This window comes from Chitinibacter fontanus, assembly GCF_013423785.1.
Lineage (GTDB): Bacteria > Pseudomonadota > Gammaproteobacteria > Burkholderiales > Chitinibacteraceae > Chitinibacter > Chitinibacter fontanus.
Map to the genome: position 1 here is coordinate 735,783 of NZ_CP058952.1, position 22,632 is coordinate 758,414.

Consider the following 22,632-nt stretch of genomic DNA (forward strand, 5'->3'; position numbering starts at 1 on the left):
ACATAATGCCTGCAAGCCAATACCCCGAAATCACTGCAATTTAAACTGCACCCGAGACTCTGGCCCATGATCCTTGTCGGTCAAAGCCTTGCCTGGGTTAAGCAGTGGTTTAGTGGTAAAAATGCGCTCCGCTGGTAAACCAGCTTCTTTCAATGCATTTTCGACGCGTTTAGCTCGTTGGGTCGCCAAGGCCAGTAGCTCTTGCTCGCCGACCACAATATTTTTCAAGATCAGCGCCCTCATTTCATCAGTCGGCAATTTTTTATTCAAACCCAGCATATTGCTTGGCTTTTCAAATTTGCTTTGCGCATATACCGCCGCAATCAGAGCAGGCGTTTCCGCGTCGCTGATGGCCACCTCACTTTCCGATTCAATAGATTCGGTCGCCGAACCGAATTGCGCCGCTTTAATTGCGCGCATTTTTTGCCGAAGTACGCGCTCCCGAATTCCATCACCATCCACCTCTGCATCAGCCCAGCCCGCAATTTCCAATTGCAGCGTCGGACGATCATTGAGCACTTCAGTGAGTCGCTGCAGAGCTGTGTTAGCAGCCTCATTCAGACGCACCGACCCTGGTTCAAACGTTACATATGACAAGCTAGGCCCATCGGAAAGGGCATTTGCTAGGACATCAAACGGCGCTGTTACTACTTTCTCCATGACATTACCGATCACTTGCCAAATAACTGCACCAATTTTGAATTGCGGATCATTTAAGGAGCCTTCAATCGGCAAACTTAACTTAATTTGCCCATGCCGATCGGTTAGCAAAGATAAAGCAAACTTGACCGGTAATTTGGTTGCATCGGGACTGTTGCTTGGCTCATCAGCCAAAGTGAGCTGGTCCAAAAACAGCTTATTACTAGCCTTGAGTTTGCCGTTTTCAATGAAGTACGCCACGTCCATCGACAACTTACCTTTACTGATCCCGTAGCCCGCATATTTGGCAGCGTAAGTTGAGGCGGCCGTGAGCTCATACCCCTTCACACCGCCCTTCAAATCAATAAAAATATTTTTAGCGAGCGGATTTAAGGAGCCTTGTATCTGAACCGGTGCAATTTTATCGACACTCCCTTTTAAATCTAACTTCGCTCGGGTGTCATTCTGGCTCGAAATACCACTAATCAAGCCGCCCATTTCAGTTAAATTTGCCGTGTAGTTGGGCTTAATCAGCAAATCACTATAGCGAATATTGCCTTTGCTAAGCTGGATCTTGCCAACCCGAATTGGAACAGGGGCACTTGCTGTATTAATGGCCACCGATGCCTGCGCAGCCTTATCAACTTTGCTGGGCACTGTAGATTCTCGTGTCACCGAAGCCTCGCCAGCATCAGCCACCATAATATCCTGCAGGTTCATCCGCCCATTGGGTGACAAAATCAGCCGCGAAAAGAAATCATCCAGTTTGATCTCGGCAACGTCCACCTTGACGGGCGAAAAGTCGGCTTTGATGCCATTAATCGCCAACGATTTCCATTTCAAAAAATCATCACCACTGGTTTTATCCAAGGCATACAACTGGCGTACCGCTAAGTTACCTTCGTAGGACCCAGAAAATTGAGGGGCTGTATTTAAACGTAACTTTCCCTTGGCATCGACATAACCACTCGCCAGTGACACATTGATATAGCGACTAAAATACGGCTGCATATATGCGGCATCTAGGCTGCGTGCATCTAGCTGTAGCTGCGCAGAAAAAGGCTGTGGAACAAATGGCCCTAGCACCTCAATCGAGGTTGCTCGACCTGCTTTGGCAGTTAATTTCAATTGCGCAGATGTGCCCGGCTGGGTGTCGAGATTTTTGACATTCAATCCGATCTGTTTTAACTGCACTGGTGCCGGCTTGGTTAAATTGCGGTCTTCAACCCTCAGTGCGTAATCATCCAACTGTAACTCAGCCAGTTTTACCCGCCACGGTTTGTTCTGGACCGACGCGCCCGTGGCTGCTTGATTGTTTTTACTCGCGGGGAAAATAGTTAACAGATCAAGTTGCTGACCGGGCAGCAATGCCAAATCAACATGAGCTTTGTTACTACCCAAGCGAGCAATATCAATCACTTGGCTTTGGCTATCGAGTGCGAGCCCCTGCAACGCAAACTGGTTAATTTCTATGGCTGGCTTGGCTTGCTTTGGCAGTTTCAGCGCTAATTGCTCCAGTTGGACTTCTCCAGCCTTGAGTTGATATTGCAAAGGCTCGGCCTGAAACTCAAAGTCAACTTTAGCCCCCAACTTCCCTCGCAAATCGGCCTGTAAAAATGCACGATAATAGCTGGCAAAATCTTGCAACTGCAAAGCGCTCAGTGCCGTCGATCCGATCAGTTTTACAGGTAGCGTGGTCGCCTTTACATCTAATTCCAGCTGGGCACCTTGACTTGTTTTAGCCTTAAATTGCACCGGAAATGGTTTAGCACTGACGGTAGACCAATTTTGGCCGGTAATCGCTAAATCCGTCAGCGTTTGCTCAAAGACAGGCTTGACCAGTTGATCACGCCAAACAATTTGACTGTTCTTAATTGCAATCTGATCAAGCTGAAAAGTAGTGGCGCGGTCTGATTTTGCACGCTCGCGGCTCACGACACTGGCAATTTGGCGCTGAGTTTTACTAATCGTAGGGGCTTGCATGGTGAGCCAATTGATCTGCCCCTGCTCATCACGGCTGGCAATCAAATTCATGCCATCAATGCCGACTTTTTTAAAATGCAACTCGCCGAGTAAAGGCTTGAAATCACTCAACTCAATATCAAGCTTACCCAGTTGCAGTGCATCTTGCTGATGGATCTGTAGTTGTAGATTTTGAATTTGTGCCTTGCCATTGAGCAGCACCGTAGCCCGATTTTTTTCTTCACGAAACACGATATCCAACTGGGTATTGAGCTGACCTTTGGCGATTCGCAACCCTGCAGGCAAGGGGGTATAGCTTAGATAATCAGTAATATCAATGTTTTGGGCATTAAACGATAGGGAGGTATCGAGCGAATCTTTAAATGGTTTGGTTTGCCCTTTAATTGCAAACGGCCTGCCATTGAGTCGCCCTGCTAACGCGGGCGCAATGTATTCATCAATTCGCTGCGGCATATTTGATACAAATGGCAGCGCTAAATCCAACTGATCGATTTGCTGTTGCGAGCCCTTAAACCGATCATCAAGCTGAAAATTACCTTGCACAATCCGGATATTATTCAAGGCAAAGCGCAGCGGCTCAGCCGCCGGTTCGCTAGGATGCTCTTGCTGCAACAGATCGGAAAAATTGAACTGCGCTTCGCCTAGACGAACAATCTTCAATTTGGGTTCGGTTAAAGTCAGCTCACGCAGCACAGGACCACCGCGAAAAATCGACACTAATTCCGCATCGACGACCACAGTTTTTACCGAAAAGAATTCTCCATAACGGTCTTTTATCTGCAGCTGATCCAAACTGACTTTGAACAAAAACGGGTTAATCGAGACCCCCGCCAAGTGCACCTCCCGCTTGAGTGCGGCACTAGCTTTGCGCTCAATGATGGGGCGGAGCAACGGTGGCAAAGCCAGCATGGCAATTAAACCTAAGCCGAGAACCACGCCCAGCGTAGCAACAATGCTCGAGAGGTACTTTTTCATATTCAATGCCAATTAATCAAAAAGCTACACGAAAGGAGCTTTTAAGTTCAAGCGGAGCTGCTATTGTAATTGAATTCACTATAAGACATATATCTCAGCCCCGAAGAACATAAGGGGAAAAACTAACAGGACTTGGGGCACTGAACACAGTAAAATAATCGTATACTTATATATGAACGCGTGTTTGCTTCAATCACGACCTAGGATTGCCGTAGTGTTCTCGTTTTTCCGCAAAAAAGGTCCCGACGGACAAGAGGTTTTAACTCAAACCGCGCCGATGACTCAAACTGGCGTCGGCGTAAACACACGCCCCCGCAATCCAGAAACCATTAGTCCTCCTGTAGCGCCACCAGAAGCCCCCAAGCCTGCCGCAACGGAAGGCCATTACGATTTATCGCAGCTTTCGATTGAAGTATCGAGCAGCAGTGACTCACTCAGTGCCGCCGAAGAGCAGGCTGCCATGCTGCACGCCAATGGTCAGCTGGCTGCTGCGGTGAAAGTCTTGCAACAAGACAAACCCAATTTTGCGGGCAAGCGTCGGCAAGAGTCGTGGTTGATGTTGTTTGAGCTTTTGCAGCAATACAATCAGCGCGAAGCATTTGAAGCTCTCGGCCTAGAATATGTGGTTGAATTTGAAAAAACCCCACCGACCTGGCAAGCACAACAAGCAGTAGAAAAACACAAACCAGCGGCTAGTGCTTACTTTGCCTTAAGCGGCAAGCTTAGCCACGATAGCATCGATAAGCAAATCCAGGCTTTTTATCAATTACACCAAAACAACGACCAGCTGCGCATGGATCTGAGCAAAGTCACCGAGATTGATACCATCTCGGCAGCAGAACTCTTGGCCGCGCTACAGCAAAGTCATAAAAAGCCCAATAGTATTCAATTGATCGGCAGCCATATTGTGCTAGAAATTTTGCGGCGCCATATCGAAGTGGGTCGCCGCCACCCAGCTGAAGCACCGTTCTGGTTGCTATTGATTGAATTGCATCAGGTACTCGGCCTGCAAGACGAGTTTGAAAACCTAGCGGTTGATTACGCAATTACGTTTGAAGTATCTCCACCATCGTGGGATGCGCGTCAAGCGCCAAAATCGGTCGAGCAAATTGCTCGCGCAGAAGCGCAGGCACAAGCCGAGCTCAAAGCGGCCGAGCAGGATAAAAACACCCTCAGTGGTGCAATCACAACCGCGCATCCTGAGCAATTGGCGCAGCTCGCTAAATTGGTCGAGAAAAGCTTGGCGCCAGTGATCGACTTACGCCACATTCAACGTATCGACTTTGATTCTGCAGGCCAAATGCTCAATCTGGCGATGCAGTGGTTACAAGAGGGTCGCCAAGTACGCTTTATCAATGTCAATCCATTGGTCAGCACCTTGCTACGGGTTATGAGCATCAGCGAAATGATCAGTGTTGAATTGCGTAAATAATCTACTTAACGCCCTTTTGCCCCTTCAAGCCATCCTCTCCGCACAATCTGAACTTGTATTTCCGCACCAGTGTCGCCACTTATAGGACATCACTGATTATTTTTACGAGCGGGGAATATCTATGCAGCAATTTGATGGCACCACCATCGTCTCAGTTCGGCGCGGCAATCATGTTGCCGTCGGCGGCGATGGCCAAGTGACGCTAGGCAATATTGTAATCAAAGGCACCGCCCGCAAAGTGCGCAAATTGTATCGCGATCAGGTGATCGTCGGTTTTGCAGGCGGGACAGCGGATGCTTTTACGCTATTCGAACGCTTTGAGGCTAAGCTAGAAAAGCATCAGGGCCACCTGACCCGCGCGGCGGTAGAAATGGCGAAAGATTGGCGCACTGATCGCATGCTACGCAAACTGGAAGCCATGCTGATTGTCGCCGACCCCACTGCCACGCTCGTCATTACGGGCAATGGCGATGTACTAGAGCCGGAAGGTGGGATTGCTGCGATAGGATCTGGTGGCGCCTACGCGCAAGCGGCTGCCCGCGCTTTACTGGAAAACACCGACCTTCCCCCCGAAGTCTGCGTGAAAAAAGCCCTCGAAATCGCGGGTGATCTATGCATTTACACCAATCAAAATCACATTGTAGAAAGCATGGGGGCGGCACCAGCGCAGCTCACGGATCAAAGCGAAGCGGTATAAAAAGTGACGGCGCGCGCCGATTGGCGCGGCCACTTCCCCGTTGCTGCGACATTTCTCGTAAAATGTCGGCATGACTGATCCAATCCGCCTTTTGCGCGAACTTGATGCGCAACACTTCACCTCGGGTACCGCGATTGCCGAACGTTTGGGGATTTCGCGCGCCAGCGTTTCCAATGCACTGGCGCAAGCAGAGCAATTTGGCTTGCTGCTTGAGCGTCGCAGTGGTGTTGGCTACCGACTGAGTGAACCAATCGACTGGCTAGATGCACATACTATTACCCAGTATTTACCTAGCGACAGCGTGTTGTCTATCTCTATAGTCGATACCCTTGAATCAACTAACCGACAATTACTCAAAACCCCACACCATGGGCAGGTGCTGGCCAGCGAATGGCAAACCGGAGGCCGTGGCCGCCTAGGTCGGCGCTGGCTTGCTGCACTAGGTGGCGGCCTAATGTTCTCGGTCGCTTGGCAATTTAATGGTGGCCCAGCCCAACTGGCAGGCTTATCGCTGGCCGTGGGCACCTTAGTCGCACAAACTTTACAAGCGGCTGGCGTTAGCACAATCGGCTTGAAATGGCCTAATGATCTGCTGATACAGCAAGGCACTGACTTTGCTAAAGTCGGCGGCATCCTGATCGAAATGCAAGGCGATGCACTCGGCCCCGCACAAGTCGTGATCGGGATCGGGCTCAATATTGCATTTCCCAGCCATTGGCAGAGTGAATTAGACCAAAGTGCTGCTAGTTTGCAAGCTGCTGGCTTGCGCTACCAACGCAATGAATTACTAGGCCGATTACTAAGCAATCTAGAAGCAGGGCTGATGCAATTTGCACAATCCGGTTTTGCCCCCCTACTTCCGCAATGGGAAGCTTTGAATGTATGGCAGCAGCAGTCGGTGAGTGTCATTTCACCCGATGGCAGTACACAAAATGGGGTATTGCTAGGGCTCGCGGCAGATGGGGCGCTGCGGCTTAATACCCCTTCCGGGGAAATTCTTATTCACACTGGCGATGTTAGCTTAAGGCGCGCATGATGCAGCAAGCCTTACTACTCGATCTGGGTAACACCCGCTTGAAATGGCGATTGGGTATGGGTGCGGTTCACAGCGCCGCCGATCTGGCCAGCTTTGACCAAGCCTGCGCTGCAATCGCGAAGCCAGCGGCGATTCTAGCTTGCGTCGTTGGCGACGAAGATCGCTTTGCCGCCATTTGTGCCCTATGCCAAGCACATTGGCAAATGCCGATACAGCGATTACAAGTCAGTCACCATGCCTTAGGAGTGACCAACCACTATTGGCCATTAAGCCAACAAGGTTGCGATCGTTGGGCTGCCGTCTTGGGCGCGAAGCATCATTTTCCGACGCAAAACCTATTGATTGTCTCCGCGGGCACGGCCTTAGTAGTTGATACCCTAAGCCGTGATGGCCATTTTTTGGGTGGCACCATTAGCCCTGGGCTGGGGCTAATGAAAGCCTCGTTACAGCAGGCAACTGCCAAACTACCACTAGCCCAAGGTCAATACCAAGCCTTCCCCAGCAATACGCACGATGCAATAGAGACAGGCTGCCTCAGGGCTATAACAGGTATCATTTCACAAGCCAATCAAATAGCTGCATTTGAAGGTATACCTATAGAGCGTATTATTTTATTTGGTGGTGATGCCGCCCAGATTCAAGCACAACTTAACGTGCCGGCGCAGACAGTAGATAATCTGGTGCTTGATGGATTGTACGCTTTGCATTGCGCTGCAGAGGGAGCCTTTACGCAATGAAACTGATTTTTGCTTTACTGCTGATCGCCAATTTACTGGTGTTTGGCTGGTTTAAACTGGATGCCGCGCCAATGAAAGTCGAGCTTCAGAGCCGAGAAAAAAATGCATCTGCAGTCAAAGTAGTCACTGGTAAATTAGGAGCCAGCCCTGAACCCACCACAGCTGCAGAGGCAAGCCCTGAGCCAGTAGCTAGCAGTGCGCCTCCCAGCAGCTCGCCAGCCATGACCTCAGCACCGAAAGCCAGCCCAACGCCAAGCGCAACGGTCAAAGTTGCAGGTCATTGCGTGCGCTGGACGGGGATCACTGGGGAGCAAATTGATGCCGCACGGGAAAAACTGCGCACGCTGGGTATCAGTGCGACTGAAACCAGTAGTGGCGAATCGAGCAAAGTGTGGGTCTACATGCCACCGCTCGACAGTTTGGAAGCGGCCAAAGCCAAGGCCGCTCAACTGGCGGAGATGGGCGTGACCGACTATTTCGTCGTAAACAATGGCGGCCGTTGGCAAAATGCAATCTCATTAGGCATCTTTAGTACCCGTGAAGCAGGCGAGCGCCATCTGGCTGAGCTGCAAGCCAAAGGGGTTCGCTCGGCGGTGGTGCGCGATCGTGACGACACGCTCAAACAAGCCAGCTTTAATGCCAAAAATGTTAGCGATCAACAACTGGAAAAACTTAATAAACTAAGCTTGCAATTTAAAGGCTCGGTGTTACGCGATCTAGCCTGCGCTCGTTAAATGGTTTGCCAAGCTGTAGTGCAAAAATAAAGCCCGCAATTGAAGCGGGCTTTATTTTTGAGCAACACCACGCAGGGGTTATGGATAACTGTATTGCTGCCAACGCAGTTCGGGATCTCGCACAATGTAAATCTCGGGCGCTGGCGCTGCAACCGGCTTCACAATCGTCGTTTCCCCCCAGGTTAAACGTGGCTTATTACTTGCCATACCGGCTGCAGTGCCAGAATCAGCATTCATTTTGCCCTGCGGCAGCACTTTGCCAGCCGGCAAACTCGTGCTTGGCATTACACGAACTATCCCGGGGGTGACTGACATATCGGCCACTTTCTCACTACTACTGTGTGATTTTTTGGTATGCGAAGCACTGCGACTGCCATGCGCACTATTTGCGGCGCGCGGGGCTTTCGAAGGTACTACGGTGCGCACCACCGGGACTGAAGATGAAGAGTATTTAGGCGGCACATAACGTACCACGGGAGGCTCAGTTGGCGCGGCAGGTGCAGCGGCCGCCTCATGCCCACCAGCGCTTTCGGCTTTAGCTTTACCTTCTTTGGCCGGTTTTAGATTATCCACCTGAGTGGGCGGAGCATTTTTAATGGGGGTATGAGCCGTCGAGTTGCCTGCTGGTTTTTCGGCTGGCTTAGCCTCGGTGGAGTGCGCCGGCTCGTTGGCAAACGAAATTGCGGCTGGCAACATTAACAACATAGCAGTCCAAGATTTCATTTTTTTCCCTCCTGACCGACAAATCGCACATAATCGCCAGCCTGAACATTAGCGCCCGAGATTAAGCCCACGGCAAACAATGGCTGCACCTGCGTGACATTTAAACTACCCACAATTTCTTCGGGCAGACCCAAGCTCATTGTGGAATCAAAACTAGCAGCCGCCACCGGCAAAGCATTCGGGGTAATTCGATACACCTGCAGGGTATCGCCCACACCAATACGTGATGTGCCGCCCGCATCAAAATACACCCGATTTTTTTCCACCCGGGTAATCCGCGCAGAAAAAGGAATACACGCAATATCTTGTTGCACCAAGCCAGCCCCTTCTTGCAACTTGGCTTCGACCAAACGACCAAAATCTGTTTCTTTAAACCCTTCAGTACCCATACTGGCGGCGGAATCTTGCAGCACCACGCCATCGGCTTTGCCCGCTAAACGATGGCGATTAATCAGCGCCCCCGATACCCCATCAAATACAAATAACTCATACTCAAAGCGCCGAGCAGACGGCGTGGCTTTCACGCCATACTGGGTGAAATTGACTAGGGGCACATTCAACTCCAGCTTGCGTTCCCCTGCGCGAATATCATTGCCGTGTGTAGTTGCATAGCGTTCACCACTGGTGGATAAATCACGCACAATCGCCCCAACCACAAACTGCACCGCATACCGCCGCGCCATTTCGCGCACGCGCTCCGGTTGCAAAATTGGATCGATATATTGCGGTTGCAAATCAAATACGGCTTCCGAAGGCGCGCGCTGCGCAATAAACGCCCCGCTATCATAAAACTTGCGCACCATCTCTAGCTGCAGCCCTTCCGGAAAACGATCCAGATCGGCCATTTGTGCCGGGCGCTGTATCCAAAAATGCGATACCAACACTTTGCGCTTATAGTCAGCACCAGCACAACGCGTGGCCGGACGCGAATTTGCCCCTGTCAGGCTGGCAGGCCCTGCTCCGCTTTGCGCCACCGCTGGCACAGGCTCAACATCCACCACTACATGCAAAAAACCATTGCTCTGCCACTCGCGCACAATGCGGTATTCGCCAGCGGGGGTGCCACGAATTTGACTGGATTCACCCCATTTTTGTCCACTGGTCTGTGTGCTGGTTTTGACGCTCGCACCATTAAACAGAGCGGCGTTTTCCAGCGCATCGGCTACAGCTGCTCGACGAGCAACTTCAATGCCCTCCGAGCCAAGCGGCGCAATTCCTTCATGCTGTACCGCCAGTGCGGCGGCGCAGCCCATCAAACCAAATGCAAGCAACATTAGGCGGCGTAATATCACAGTGCGAGATAAAAGTTCTGGCTAGGCTCGACTTGCATCGAGACCGGTTGAGGAACAGCTTTCATTGGTGCAGGAGCAGCGGGGGCCGCTTCACTAACACCATTTGAGCTAGACATCTGGGCCGCACGATAAAACTCACCGCCCAAAGTTAGCTCTAGTGTGGTCTCAAATGCGCCATCGGGCAATGGGGTGACCGTCACCACGCGGGCTCCACGCAAATAGGCCTCAACATAAGCACGGAAACCGTCATTATTGAGTGCCATCGCCGACACGGTACTATTACCAGTAATTTTGACACCCGCTACCGTTTCGGCCAACGAGCGATAGGCATCGAGCTTCGCCGCGCGCATGGCCAATAAGCGACGCTGAGATGGCGACAGGCCATCCATCGTTGGCATCGCGCCATAACCTACGGCACTAATTTTGCTCGGTAACACCACGGGAGGAGTGTTGTAGCCGTCATTCTGACTGACGGTAGGAGTATGGCTTGAGCTAGCACAAGCGCCCAAGCTCAAAATAATGGCGCTTGCCAGTGTGAATTTAACTAGTGAATGCAGCGTCAACGTATGAGGCATGATGCTCTCCTAACGATATAAATTATGCTTTTTTCTACTCTAGCCAGCGCTAGACAAAAAGCCAGCCATTCCGCCGCATTCCATTCTTAATGGCAAACTTTGGAGATGGCTCGGTTTACTTATATCGGCAGCACTGCGCTTTTCTGCAGCTTATTTTTGCCTGCAAGACGCGAAAGCTTAAATCTTTTTAAACACCAGATCCCATACCCCGTGGCCTAGCTTGATGCCGCGGTTTTCAAACTTGGTCAGTGGACGATAATCTGGGCGTTCAGCGTAGCCAGTATCGCTGCTTGCCGTATTTTGCAGTGTCGGCTCGGCGCTCAGCACTTCAAGCATCTGGATCGCGTAGTCTTCCCAATCAGTCGCTAAATGCAAATAGCCGCCAGTTTTAATACGCGAAACCAGTTGTTTGACGAACTCCGGTTTAATCAAACGACGCTTGTTGTGACGCTTTTTGTGCCATGGATCAGGAAAGAAAATATGCGCGCCGTCGAGTGAATCGGGCGTTAGCATGTGCTCCAGCACTTCGACCGCATCGTGTTGCACGATACGAAGATTGGTCAGCGATTGCTCGCCGATCAATTTGAGCAAACTACCCACGCCCGGCGTGTGCACTTCAACGCCCAAAAAGTCCGTTTCAGGGCGAGCAGCGGCGATTTGCGCTGTGGCTTGGCCCATACCAAAACCGATTTCCAATACGCGCGGCGCTTGACGGCCGAAGGCGGCATCCAAATCTAGTGCGGCGGGCGTGTAATCGATACAAAACTTCGGGCCGAATTCTTCCAAAGCGCGAGCTTGACCAGTGGATAAATGCCCCTGCCGCAACACGAAGCTGCGAATCGAGCGGCGATGCGGGTTTTCTGCGGTGGAATCTTCAGCCACGGGCTCAGCAGACGCAATGTTTTCGTTTTCCATCTTCTTTCCTAAAACAGCAACGCCGCCAAAGACTTAGCAAAGCGATTACGGCTTGCTATTACCTTCAGGCGGCGTCAATTACAATGGCGCTATGGTAAAACATTCGGTGCAATTGCCCAAGCAGATCTTGGCGCAAAGTGATAATCGCCTAGCTTAAAGGCAGGTAATACCCATAATGCGCGGTATCGCGCTGAAATCCACACGCTTCATACAAAGTTTGCGCCTGTTGGTTATCTACGCCGGTAAACAAATTCAAGCGTACTGCCCCGACGGCTTTGGCATGTTGTTGCGCCTTGCACAACAAAGCGCGCCCAACGCCCATGCCACGTGCAGTTTCAGCAACAAATAGATCGTTGAGCAAGAGCGAATTGACCATGTTGAGTGATCCGAACATTGGGTAAAGTTGGCTAAACCCCAACGCGTGGCCCGTCTCGGTTTCAGCCAATAGAATCACCGATTGGCGTAACAGCATGCGCTCGCGGACAAACTGATACTCGGCCGCAGGATCGCTGGGTTTACCAAAGTGGGCACGATAGGCCTGAAACAAAGGCACCACCGTGGCCAAATCATCGAGCGTGGCATAGCGAACGTGAACCATAGTAACTCCGGGTATATCGACAAAAGCCATATCAAACTTGGGAAGGTAAAAGATACCCCAGTCTAGATAGCACTAAACAGCTAAGGAATAATAGCGATATACGGTATCGAGTTGATAGCCAAGCGATTCATACAAGGCTTGCGCTTTGGTATTGGTATGCGCGGTCGACAGTTCCAGCCACGCTGCGCCGCTATCGCGCGCATGTTGGGTGGCTTTTTGCATTAACTCACGCGCAATGCCCTGCCCGCGTACGACATCACTCACATATAAATCCGACAACAGCCAAATGCGCTCGGCGGCAATCGAGCTAAAAATCGGATACAGCTGGATAAAGCCCAAGGCCTCACCCGATTCGCTTTGCGCCAGCAAAATCACCGATTCACGCAAACTGAGTCGCTCACCAATAAAACGTCGTGCCGCAGGCAAATCATGCGCCTGCTCATAAAACACGCGATACGCCGCAAATAGCGGTGCGATTAAATCCAGATCATCGAGTGTGGCGTAGCGAAAAATGTTCATTGAATGACATCCAAATAAAAGGGTATTGGCCTGCAGAATAATTTGAATCTATTCTGCGGAGCAATACCCTATTTAGCGCCATTTAAAAACACTGTGTTTTTAAATGATCCTATTTGGCAGCAATCAGACCCGACGTTGGGCTTGATGGATCAGCGCTGTACAGTTTGCGTGGTACACGACCGGCAAGGAAAGCGTCGCGACCGGCTTGCACCGCCAATTTCATCGCGCGCGCCATGCGGATTGGATCTTGCGCACCAGCAATTGCGGTGTTCATCAAGATGCCATCGCAACCCAATTCCATCGCCACCGCTGCATCCGATGCCGTACCTACTCCCGCATCGATCAGCACCGGCACATTGGCCGAATCAATAATCAGGCGCAGATTCCATGGGTTCAAAATCCCCATGCCCGAACCAATCAGCGAGGCCAATGGCATAATTGCGCAGCAGCCGATTTGCTCCAATTCTTTAGCAATAATCGGGTCATCCGAGGTATACACCATCACATCAAAGCCGTCTTTAACCAGCGTTTCAGCGGCTTTCAGTGTTTCTCGTACATTCGGGTACAGCGTATTCGGGTCGCCGAGCACTTCGAGTTTCACCAATTTATGACCGTCGAGTAATTCGCGGGCGAGGCGCAAAGTGCGCACCGCATCTTCGGCGTTGTAGCAGCCGGCGGTGTTTGGCAGATAGGTGTATTGCGACGGCGGCAACGCATCCAGCAACGAGGGTTGCGAGGCATCTTGCCCAATATTAACGCGGCGAATCGCCACGGTGACAATCTCCGCGCCCGATTCATCCACCGCTGCGCGAGTTTGGGCGAAATCTTTGTATTTACCCGTCCCAACAATCAGCCGTGATTGATAAGTTTTGCCTGCAATTTGAAAAGTATCATTCATTATTGTTGCCCCTGTTGGAATCAATTAGCTAGGTATTTTATTGCAAAGCTTATCAAATATAGCCTTACAGGACATACCCATTAACCACCGCCGACTGCCACGACCATTTCCAGCACATCGCCATCGACTAACTGGGTGCTGGCGTGTTCACTTTTCGGCACAATCTCGCCATTGCGTTCAATCGCAATTCGCTTACCTGTAAGCTCTAGCTCGACAATTAACTGCGCCACGCTCAGTGGCTCGGCAAACTCACGCGCCGCGCCATTAATAGAAATCTGGATCATGGTTTTTAACCTATTTTAATTAAGATACTGACTCGCAAAACTGACTCAATCGCAAGGCTTGCAGTGTATCATGCGACGCAATCGTCACCTTGATTAGACACAGTAAAATCGTAATCCATTTGCATATTGATCTGCCGACCAGGCAGCACTAGGAACTGTCTATGCCACATCGCTTGCTTGCGCTGTTTTTGGTCTTGCTCTGCCGTAGTAGTTTGGCGATTTCAATTCCCGGCCTTCCAGCCGATAGTGCGCCAGCCACCGTTAGCAGCACTGCAGCCAACTCCCTGGAAGAAAAAAGCGAGCGCGTACAACAAAAATTAGCGCAAGCACAAACCCAGCTCGAACAGCTCAATACCGCCAACAGCAATGCCAGCAAAACCGACTTTACCCGCAAATTATTACTTGAAATACAGGTAACGGCACTGCGCCAGCATCTGGCCGCGCTCACCGGACAACAATCGCAAGAAGGCTTGGCGAAGCATCTACCACCAGTGGAAGTCATCGCCAGCAGCGTGCTCTCGATTAACAACCAGCGCAAATTACTGCAAGCCAATCGATTGGAAGTGAATAATCTAAGCGCCATTTTGAAAACTCAGGAAGAACAACTAACCGAGTTACGCGAAAACTTTGAGGCTAGCCAAGTTGATTTGCGCCGCAAAAGCGAAGCCTTAGAAAAAAGCAAACCGGAAAAACGGGCCGCGGCGCTAGAAGAAGTGAAGCTGGCGCAACTGCAACTGGATGTACGCACTTCGATGCTGCAAGCCATGGAGGAGCGACAAAACTATACGCGTGCGCAGTTGCAAAATAGCCGTGAGCGACAGGAATCGCTGACGGTGGCCATGAAAGATATTCCCAAGCAGCCCAGCTTTAGCAGCGAAGAGCTGCAACAGGTACAAGCGCGAATCGACGGGCAACGGCGCGCGATTAGCCAGCAAATTAGTAATTTAAGCGAAGCCAAACATCAATGGCTCAATCAACTTGATGAGCTAGCCAAACAGCGTAGCGCATTAGTCGACGATAAAGAACACAACACGAAGAAAACCACTACCAGCCATCCTGATGAGCTCGTCGAGCAAAAACTAGCGCAAATTAGCAAACAAGAACGGATCGCCTTGCTGCGACTGGACAACAACTCACTGCGGATTGGGGTGCTGCTCGATTTAATGAATAGCTACACCTTGGAAAGTGCCTTTTGGCAAATGCACTACAGCCTGAGCCAGAAAAAAGAGAATGTTGATTTAACTGAATTCCATCGCAGCACGGTTAAATGGGACGCACACTTAAACAGCATTGAGGACGAAATTGCGCAGGCCATAGTTGTGGCCCAAATGGAAGCATCCCTGCTGGAAGGTAAAGATGAATATACGCAAGTAGAACGTCAATTGTGGCTGGACCGCGCCGAGGCATTTAGCAATGCAGCGGCCGAATTATCCCGACTGCGGCTACTCATTAACCGCTGGAGCGAACAGTTTAATACCCAGACTGCGGATAAAACGGTACAAATGCGCGCCGAATTATGGAAAGAGCGCCTGCAAAATACCATTGTGTCCGTTTGGCAATATGAGCTATTTAGCGTAGCCGATAGCCTGCAGGTGGATGGCCAAACCATTCAGATTGCCCGTGGCGTTACCATTAGCAAAGTGGTGTATGCCATTTTACTGATTACCATCGGATTTTTTATTACCGTCAAAATGGCCAATTGGCTGGAACGAAGCTTAATTAACCGCTTCAAACAGCCTGAAATTAGTGTGCGCATCGGCAAGCGCTGGCTATTGGCCGTTGCGTTTATTATTTTGCTGATTAATTCACTAATGCTGGTGCGCATTCCGCTCACTGTCTTTGCCTTTTTAGGTGGCGCCATCGCCATTGGCTTGGGCTTTGGTATGCAAACCCTGCTCAAAAACTTGATCAGCGGACTGATGATGATTCTGGAGCGCCCGTTCAAACCCGGCGATACCGTTGAAGTAGGCAATCTGCGCGGCACCGTGGTGGATATGAGCGTACGCGCCGCAGTGATTCGGGATGTAAATGGCATTGAAACCTTGGTGCCAAACAGCACTTTTCTGGAGCAAAACGTCACCAATTGGACTTACAGCAGTAGCTTGATCCGGCAAAACGTGAAAGTGGGCGTTGCCTACGGCAGCGATGTGCGTACCGTAGCCAAACTTCTAGCCGAGGAAGTTGGGCGCCACGGGCAGATTTGTCCTGAACCACAATGTGAAATACTGCTAGAGGATTTTGGTGCCGATGCACTGATGTTTGGGGTGTATTACTGGATTGATGTGGCGACAGGCACGATTGGCAGGCAGGTGGCCAGCGATTTACGTTTTATGATTGAAGCGACGCTGCGCAAGCACGAGATTGTGATCGCCTTTCCACAGCGGGATGTACATGTCGATCTTGCACAACCGCTGCAATTACAGATTCAGCGTTCCACCAATTTGCAAAAATAAAACCCCAGCAGGTATTACCTGCTGGGGCTGATAGATCAAAGCCTAGCGAGCAATACTAGGCGCGAACGCGTTGTAAACGATACACCGTTGGCAATGCGCGCAGTCGTTTCAGAACTTTAGCCAGATGAATCCGATTGTGAACTTGCAAGGTAAATTGCACGCTGAGATAGCGCTCATGCGACTCAACGGCATCCCCCATCGAAACGGCTGCAATATTGGCATCGGCATCAGCCACCGCTGCCGCCAGTGCAGCCAGCGTGCCACGCTCGTTCTCGGCCAGGATTTTGATTGGCACATCAAACAACCGTGCAACTTCCGGGTCCCAATCCACATCGATCAGCTTCTCGGCATCAATGCGGCCTTTGGATACTTGTGGGCAATCATGGGTATGCACCACCAAGCCTTGATCTTTCTTTACAAAGCCAAGGATAGGGTCCCCGGGTATTGGGTTACAGCAACGGGCAAACTGGATTGCCATGCCTTCAGTGCCACGAATCGACACCGACATCGGTTTTTTGCCTTGCCGCCCTTCTTCCGACCAAGTACCGGCCAATTGCAACAGGCGCTTGGCCACGACCACGCCTAATTTTTGCCCTAAACCAACATCGGCCAGTACCGCTTCGCGTGATTTTTCACCGCTTTCGCGCAGGTATTTTTCCCAGATCTCGTCATTCACATGCAGTGGCTGGTGCAGCGCTGAGAAGGCTTGATTGAGCAAGCGCTCGCCCAAATGCACCGACTCATCAAAACGCATGGTTTTTAAGAAATGGCGAATTTGTGAGCGCGCCTTGCCGGTAGTCACAAAGGCCAGCCAACTCGGATTAGGCCGCGCATGCGCCGCCATCACGACTTCGATGTGGTCACCATTTTTGAGCTTGGTGCGCAGCGGTACCAACTCGTGATTAACCTTCGCCGCAATACAGCCATGGCCAACATCGGTGTGCACCGCGTAAGCAAAATCGACGCAAGTCGCGCCATTGGGCAGACTGAGAATCTTGCCCTTAGGCGTAAATACATAGACCTGATCGGGGAATAAATCGACTTTCAGGTGCTCAAGAAACTCAACCGCATCGCCCGATTCAACCTGTAATTCGAGCAGCGATTGCAGCCATTGATGGGTTTTTTGCTGCACATCCGAATAGCCTTCGTCACCACTTTTATACATCCAGTGGCTCGCCACGCCCGCATCGGCAATGCGATGCATTTCGGGCGTGCGAATTTGCACCTCGATCGGCGTGCCGTAGGGGCCAAACAAAGTGGTGTGCAGGCTTTGGTAGCCATTGCTTTTCGCAATGGCAATGTAATCTTTAAATTTGCCCGGTATCGGCTTAAACAGCGCGTGCAATGCGCCCAGCGTTAAATAGCAATGCGGGTTGTCTTTCACAATCACGCGAAACGCATAAATATCGAGCACTTCCGAAAAGCTCAGGTGCTTTTCGACCATTTTGCGATAAATCGAAAATAGATTTTTCTCACGCCCCGATACTTGCGCCTCAATCTGATGTGCGGCGAGCTTAGCATTGATCGAGTCGAGGATTTTTTGCACCACTTCACGGCGATTACCGCGCGCGGCTTTCAGCGCTTTGGATAAAACATGGTGGCGACGTGGGTGCAGGTATTTAAACGCTAAATCATCGAGCTCTTGGTAGACCGCATTTAGGCCGATACGATTGGCAATCGGCGCGTAGATTTCCATGGTTTCACGGGCGATGCGTTTTTGCTTATCGGCGCGCATTGCGTCCATGGTGCGCATATTGTGCAGCCGATCGGCCAGCTTAATCAGCATCACGCGCAAATCACGCGCCATTGCCAGTAGCATTTTGCGAAAGTTTTCTGCCTGCGCTTCTTCTTTGCTTTGAAACTCGAGCTTGTCGATCTTGCTCATGCCATCGACCAGCTCGGCCACGGCTTTGCCGTATTTCTCGGTCAGCTCCAGCTTGGTAACACCGCTGTCTTCCATCACATCGTGCAGCAAAGCACCGGCTAAGGCCTGCGCATCGAGTTTCCACTGCGTCAGAATCGTCGCCACGGCGAGTGGATGAGAAATGTATGGCTCACCCGAACGACGCATCTGGCCACGATGCGCGTTTTCTGCAAACAAAAAAGCCGCCCGTAACATCTGGCGGTCTTCTGTTTTTAGATAGGCAGTGTGCTCGGTAAGGAAACGGTTGGCTTCCTCAATCACTTCAGGCGCAGCCTGCAAGGCAGGCACGTCCTCGACGGTGAGTACCGAGTCTACTGTCATCATTAGCCACGATTACGAGTCAGAATTTCAACACCAACTAAACCCGCAGCCATTTCACGCAACGCCAATACGGTAGGTTTGTCACGACCATTATTATCTACTTGTGGTGATGAGCCATTTTCGAGCTGGCGAGCGCGGTAGGCCGCAGCCAAAGTCAAATCGAAACGGTTTGGAATACGATCCAGACAATCTTCAACCGTGATACGGGCCATAATTTATTCTCCGAAATACTCAATGCAGGCGCGCCAGCGGGTACGACCAGCCGACCAAACCGCAGATTATAACATCATGTCGATGATTTTAGCCTTTCAGGCTTGAAATCAATGCCGTATGGCGCAGTGATTGGCCCGCCAGCGTCAAGCGCTGAGCACGAACCACGGCCACAATATCGCGTACCGCATCATCGATATGCTCATTCACAATCACGTAGTCAAACTCATCAACATGACTGCATTCCTCACGCGCCACAGCCATGCGCTTGGCAATGACTTCTTCGCTATCTTTACCGCGATTGCGCAAACGGCTTTCCAGCGTTTCCAGCGAGGGCGGCAATACAAACAAGCCAATCGCTTCAGGAAAGAGGCGACGTACCTGCTGTGCACCTTGCCAATCGATTTCCAGCAAAATATCACGGCCATTCTGAATCACTTCATTGATCCAAACTTGTGAAGTCCCGTAATAGTTGCCATAGACTTCAGCGTGTTCCAGCAATTCACCCGCATTGATCATGCGCTCAAATTCGGCACGCTCAACAAAGTGATAATCCTTGCCGTTCACCTCACCCGCACGTGGTTGGCGGGTAGTGTAGGAAATCGATAGCTGTACATTGGCATCCGCAGCCAACAAGGCCGCCACCAACGTGGTTTTGCCAGCGCCCGAAGGGGCCGTCACGACAAATAAATTACCCTTGGCCATGCTCTTGGCTCCCATATTCAAAAATTGGCTTCAGTATAAGTGAACACAGCCAGAACAGAAAACCAGTTCCATTTTAACCATGCCACTCGATTTGGTATTTACTCGATGTTCTGAATTTGCTCACGCATTTGCTCGATGAGTACTTTCAGCGCCATGGCCACTTTAGTGGTATCGACAGAAACCGATTTTGAGCCAAACGTATTGGCTTCTCGATTAAGTTCCTGCATTAGAAAATCAAGACGTTTACCCGCATTGCCACCCGTTTTTACGATGCGACGCAATTCGGCAATATGTGTGTGCAGACGATCAACTTCTTCTTGCACATCGACTTTCTGGGCAAACAGCACCAATTCTTGACGGATGCGATCATCATCCGCTGTGCCGATTGCATCAATAAAACGCTGCTTAAGTTTGCTTTCGTATTCTTCAATAATTTGCGGCAGGCGTGGCTTAATTTCGGCTAGCACCTGTTCCATTTCATCAGCACGAGCGAGCAGAATCACTGCCAGCTTTTCACCTTCGCGAGCTCGGGAAGCTAAAAAGTCATCTAGTGCCAAATCCAGAATTTCCAGAGCGGTACTTTGCAATACTTCACTCGGCAACGCATCCGACTCAATCACTCCGGGCCAGCGTAACAACTCACCCATCCGCAAATCCCCTGCGGTAGCTTGATGCTCCTTGACTTGGTCTGCAAGGCGCAGCAATTCAGCCACCAAAGCGTTGTTTAGGCGCAACTGGCTCGCGGAACCTTCTTTTGCGTTGAAATTAACACGGCACTCTAATTTGCCACGATTAAGGCAACCGGTAAGCTTTTCACGAATAGCCCCTTCAAGCGCACGAAATTCCTCTGGTAAACGCAGACTTAGATCTAAAAACCGATGATTGACGGCACGCAACTCCACCGCCAAAACACCATGGGATAATTCGCGTTGACTACTAGCGTAGCCGGTCATGCTATAAATCATAAAAATCCTTTGTAAGAAGCCGCTTTACAATTGGCAAGTCGCGACACACAATTCACTGATAACCTGATTATAACGAAAGCCACGCATGGCCACCCCTAGCAATCAACCGCTTTCACGCGGTTTTCAATTACAAAACTATACGATTGCCAAGCTACTCTCAGCCGGCGGGTTCAGTATTGTCTATTTGGCGCATGATGAAAACGACTATCCGGTCGCCATCAAGGAATATCTCCCCAATTCTCTGGCTTTGCGCAAAGAAGGTGTCGCGGTACAAGCGACAAGCGACGAAAACATCGCCCTTTTCCGTCACGGCTTGAAGTGCTTTTTTGAAGAAGGCAAAACGCTAGCGCGCATCCAGCACCCGAATATTGTCCGCGTACTCAATTTTTTTCGCGCCAATGAAACCGTTTACATGGTGATGGAATATGAGCGTGGCCGCACCTTGCAAAAAGAAATTCAGCTCAATCATGAGCGCGAAGGTGTCGATGAAAAGCTGATCCGCAGCGTGTTTTACAACCTGCTCAATGGCTTGCGTGAGGTGCATCTGAATAAGCTGCTGCACTTAGACATTAAGCCTGCCAATATTTATATCCGCAAGGATGGCTCTCCGGTATTGCTGGATTTTGGCTCAGCACGCCAAACCCTGACTACCGAGCATTCCCGTCTAACGCCGATGTACACCCCCGGCTTTGCCGCGCCAGAGCAATATCGCCGCAAAGATCAGCTAGGCCCTTGGACCGATATTTATGGCGTGGGCGCTTCGATGTTTGCTTGTATTGCTGGCACGGCACCACAGGCGTCAGATGCACGGGAAAAAGAAGATAAAGTACAGCGCCTTGAGCTACTGTACGGCGATCGCTACTCGCCAGAGTTACTTAATCTGATTCATCAATGCATTTCGGTCGACCCCACCCAACGCCCGCAAAGCGTGTTGCAAATTCAAAAAGCGCTGCTCGAAACCGGCTCGCCACCGAATAAGAAATCCAATTTGCTCAACTCGATTAAACGCAAATGGCAAGATATCACTCGCCCGAAACGCAAAGGTGAAGAATGAAATTTACCGTTTTTCAAGATAGTCGCAAGGGTGGCCGCGAATACAATCAAGATCGCGTAGGATATTCGTACAGCAGAGATGCTTTATTGCTGGTGATCGCTGATGGGATGGGGGGGCACTTGCATGGCGAGGTAGCAGCACAAATCACCGTCGAACTACTGAGTGACCAGTTCCAAAAAAAAGCCGCGCCAATTATTGCTAGCCCAGCGCAATTTCTGGCCGATGCACTGCTCAATTGCCATGAAGCCATTTATAACTACGCCATCGCCCAGCATTTGCTAGAAATCCCCCGCACCACGGTCGTGGCCTGCATTATTCAGGACGATATGGCTTATTGGGCACACGTTGGCGATTCGCGGCTTTATCTAATCCGCGATGGCTATACTATCGCCCAAACACGTGATCACTCAAAAGTCCAAAAACTGGTTGAATCGGGTGTCATTACCGCTGATCAAGCCCTGAATCACGCGGAAAAAAACAAGATCTACAATTGCTTGGGCGGCACGCTGATGCCCGATATTGATATTGGTGGCAGAGTTGCTTTGCATGATGGCGATTGTATTATGCTGTGCACCGATGGTTTATGGGGCTCTTTGGCCGATGATGAAATCACTCATTTCCTGAGCTCCTTCCCTGTGATGTTTGCCGTACCGCAATTACTGGACAAAGCCGAGCTACGGGGCGGTAAATTTGGTGACAATCTAACGGCGCTGGCCATCAATTGGCACGATGGTGATCTCAGTGAAGACCCGAGCTTTGTCTCAACAGTGAAGTTAGACCAAAATACCATCAGCACCCACATCGACCCGCTTGGGGCTAATTCAACCCCCAATATCAGTGATGAAGATATCGAAAAAGCCATTGCTGAAATTCAAGCAGCAATCAATAAATACTCTAAATAACCCCGTTTTATCGGGCAATAAAAAACCAGCCTAGCGCTGGTTTTTTATTTTTCACATGGGG

The 22,632-nt window shown here is 50.6% G+C and carries 21 protein-coding genes; 8 read left to right on the top strand and 13 right to left on the bottom strand.

The features are described 5' to 3' along the window. Positions 1-30 precede the first annotated feature (30 nt). Entirely contained in the window at positions 31-3,597 is a 3,567-nt protein-coding gene (locus tag HZU75_RS03430) for a DUF748 domain-containing protein (RefSeq protein ID WP_180307794.1), read from the bottom strand. Between the two features lie 214 nt (positions 3,598-3,811). Here HZU75_RS03430 and HZU75_RS03435 point away from each other — a divergent pair, with 214 nt between their 5' ends. The 5 genes from HZU75_RS03435 to HZU75_RS03455 all read left to right on the top strand — a co-directional run bounded on the left by HZU75_RS03435 (position 3,812) and on the right by HZU75_RS03455 (position 8,233). Then, positions 3,812-5,029, top strand: coding sequence for an STAS domain-containing protein (locus HZU75_RS03435; RefSeq protein WP_180307795.1), 1,218 nt, complete (start codon positions 3,812-3,814; stop codon positions 5,027-5,029). A 121-nt stretch (positions 5,030-5,150) separates the two neighbouring features. After that, on the top strand, positions 5,151-5,726 hold the full coding sequence (gene hslV / locus HZU75_RS03440; protein WP_180307796.1) for an ATP-dependent protease subunit HslV: 576 nt from the start codon (positions 5,151-5,153) through the stop codon (positions 5,724-5,726). A 70-nt stretch (positions 5,727-5,796) separates the two neighbouring features. Then, positions 5,797-6,762 (top strand): biotin--[acetyl-CoA-carboxylase] ligase, encoded by a 966-nt coding sequence (locus tag HZU75_RS03445; protein WP_180307797.1) that lies wholly within the window; start codon positions 5,797-5,799, stop codon positions 6,760-6,762. Beyond that, on the top strand, positions 6,759-7,499 hold the full coding sequence (locus HZU75_RS03450) for a type III pantothenate kinase (protein WP_180307798.1): 741 nt from the start codon (positions 6,759-6,761) through the stop codon (positions 7,497-7,499). The genes HZU75_RS03445 and HZU75_RS03450 overlap by 4 nt, the downstream gene beginning before the upstream one ends. After that, positions 7,496-8,233: an SPOR domain-containing protein gene (locus HZU75_RS03455; protein ID WP_180307799.1), complete on the top strand. Its 738-nt coding sequence runs from the start codon at positions 7,496-7,498 to the stop codon at positions 8,231-8,233. Before HZU75_RS03450 ends, HZU75_RS03455 begins: the two co-directional genes overlap by 4 nt. 78 nt (positions 8,234-8,311) lie before the next feature. On the opposite strand, the gene HZU75_RS03460 is transcribed toward HZU75_RS03455, so the two are convergent. The 8 genes from HZU75_RS03460 to thiS form a co-directional block, all read right to left on the bottom strand. Continuing rightward, entirely contained in the window at positions 8,312-8,956 is a 645-nt protein-coding gene (locus tag HZU75_RS03460; RefSeq protein WP_180307800.1) for a hypothetical protein, read from the bottom strand. Further along, entirely contained in the window at positions 8,953-10,230 is a 1,278-nt protein-coding gene (locus HZU75_RS03465) for a flagellar assembly protein T N-terminal domain-containing protein (RefSeq protein ID WP_180307801.1), read from the bottom strand. Before HZU75_RS03465 ends, HZU75_RS03460 begins: the two co-directional genes overlap by 4 nt. Before the next feature lie 14 nt (positions 10,231-10,244). Next, positions 10,245-10,823, bottom strand: coding sequence for an LPP20 family lipoprotein (locus HZU75_RS03470; RefSeq protein WP_180307802.1), 579 nt, complete (start codon positions 10,821-10,823; stop codon positions 10,245-10,247). A 177-nt stretch (positions 10,824-11,000) separates the two neighbouring features. Beyond that, positions 11,001-11,738, bottom strand: a complete 738-nt coding sequence (gene trmB, locus HZU75_RS03475; RefSeq protein WP_180307803.1) for a tRNA (guanosine(46)-N7)-methyltransferase TrmB — start codon at positions 11,736-11,738, stop codon at positions 11,001-11,003. A 148-nt stretch (positions 11,739-11,886) separates the two neighbouring features. Continuing rightward, on the bottom strand, positions 11,887-12,336 hold the full coding sequence (locus HZU75_RS03480; protein ID WP_180307804.1) for a GNAT family N-acetyltransferase: 450 nt from the start codon (positions 12,334-12,336) through the stop codon (positions 11,887-11,889). 72 nt (positions 12,337-12,408) lie between these two features. Next, positions 12,409-12,855, bottom strand: coding sequence for a GNAT family N-acetyltransferase (locus HZU75_RS03485; RefSeq protein WP_180307805.1), 447 nt, complete (start codon positions 12,853-12,855; stop codon positions 12,409-12,411). A gap of 109 nt (positions 12,856-12,964) precedes the next feature. Beyond that, positions 12,965-13,753 carry a thiazole synthase gene (locus HZU75_RS03490; RefSeq protein ID WP_180307806.1) on the bottom strand — a complete coding sequence of 263 codons (789 nt, stop codon included), beginning with the start codon at positions 13,751-13,753 and terminating at the stop codon, positions 12,965-12,967. 80 nt (positions 13,754-13,833) lie between these two features. Beyond that, complete coding sequence (thiS, locus tag HZU75_RS03495) at positions 13,834-14,037, bottom strand: sulfur carrier protein ThiS (RefSeq protein ID WP_180307807.1); 204 nt, start codon at positions 14,035-14,037, stop codon at positions 13,834-13,836. A gap of 161 nt (positions 14,038-14,198) precedes the next feature. Between thiS and HZU75_RS03500 the strand changes: the two genes are divergently transcribed. Next, entirely contained in the window at positions 14,199-16,490 is a 2,292-nt protein-coding gene (locus HZU75_RS03500) for a mechanosensitive ion channel domain-containing protein (protein ID WP_180307808.1), read from the top strand. 55 nt (positions 16,491-16,545) lie between these two features. Here the strand turns inward: HZU75_RS03500 and HZU75_RS03505 are convergent, their stop codons facing one another. The 4 genes from HZU75_RS03505 to HZU75_RS03520 all read right to left on the bottom strand — a co-directional run bounded on the left by HZU75_RS03505 (position 16,546) and on the right by HZU75_RS03520 (position 20,603). Continuing rightward, positions 16,546-18,738 carry a RelA/SpoT family protein gene (locus HZU75_RS03505; protein ID WP_228028182.1) on the bottom strand — a complete coding sequence of 731 codons (2,193 nt, stop codon included), beginning with the start codon at positions 18,736-18,738 and terminating at the stop codon, positions 16,546-16,548. Continuing rightward, on the bottom strand, positions 18,738-18,947 hold the full coding sequence (gene rpoZ, locus HZU75_RS03510) for a DNA-directed RNA polymerase subunit omega (RefSeq protein WP_157670290.1): 210 nt from the start codon (positions 18,945-18,947) through the stop codon (positions 18,738-18,740). The genes HZU75_RS03505 and rpoZ overlap by 1 nt, the downstream gene beginning before the upstream one ends. Positions 18,948-19,035: 88 nt before the next feature. Further along, positions 19,036-19,650, bottom strand: coding sequence for a guanylate kinase (gene gmk, locus HZU75_RS03515; protein ID WP_180307809.1), 615 nt, complete (start codon positions 19,648-19,650; stop codon positions 19,036-19,038). A gap of 98 nt (positions 19,651-19,748) precedes the next feature. Continuing rightward, positions 19,749-20,603 (bottom strand): YicC/YloC family endoribonuclease, encoded by an 855-nt coding sequence (locus HZU75_RS03520; protein ID WP_265575738.1) that lies wholly within the window; start codon positions 20,601-20,603, stop codon positions 19,749-19,751. A 97-nt stretch (positions 20,604-20,700) separates the two neighbouring features. Between HZU75_RS03520 and HZU75_RS03525 the strand changes: the two genes are divergently transcribed. Continuing rightward, the gene (locus HZU75_RS03525; protein WP_180307811.1) at positions 20,701-21,669 is read left to right on the top strand and encodes a serine/threonine protein kinase; all 969 of its coding nucleotides are present in this window, start codon (positions 20,701-20,703) and stop codon (positions 21,667-21,669) included. Continuing rightward, positions 21,666-22,571, top strand: coding sequence for a PP2C family protein-serine/threonine phosphatase (locus tag HZU75_RS03530; RefSeq protein WP_180307812.1), 906 nt, complete (start codon positions 21,666-21,668; stop codon positions 22,569-22,571). The genes HZU75_RS03525 and HZU75_RS03530 overlap by 4 nt, the downstream gene beginning before the upstream one ends. Positions 22,572-22,632 lie beyond the last annotated feature (61 nt).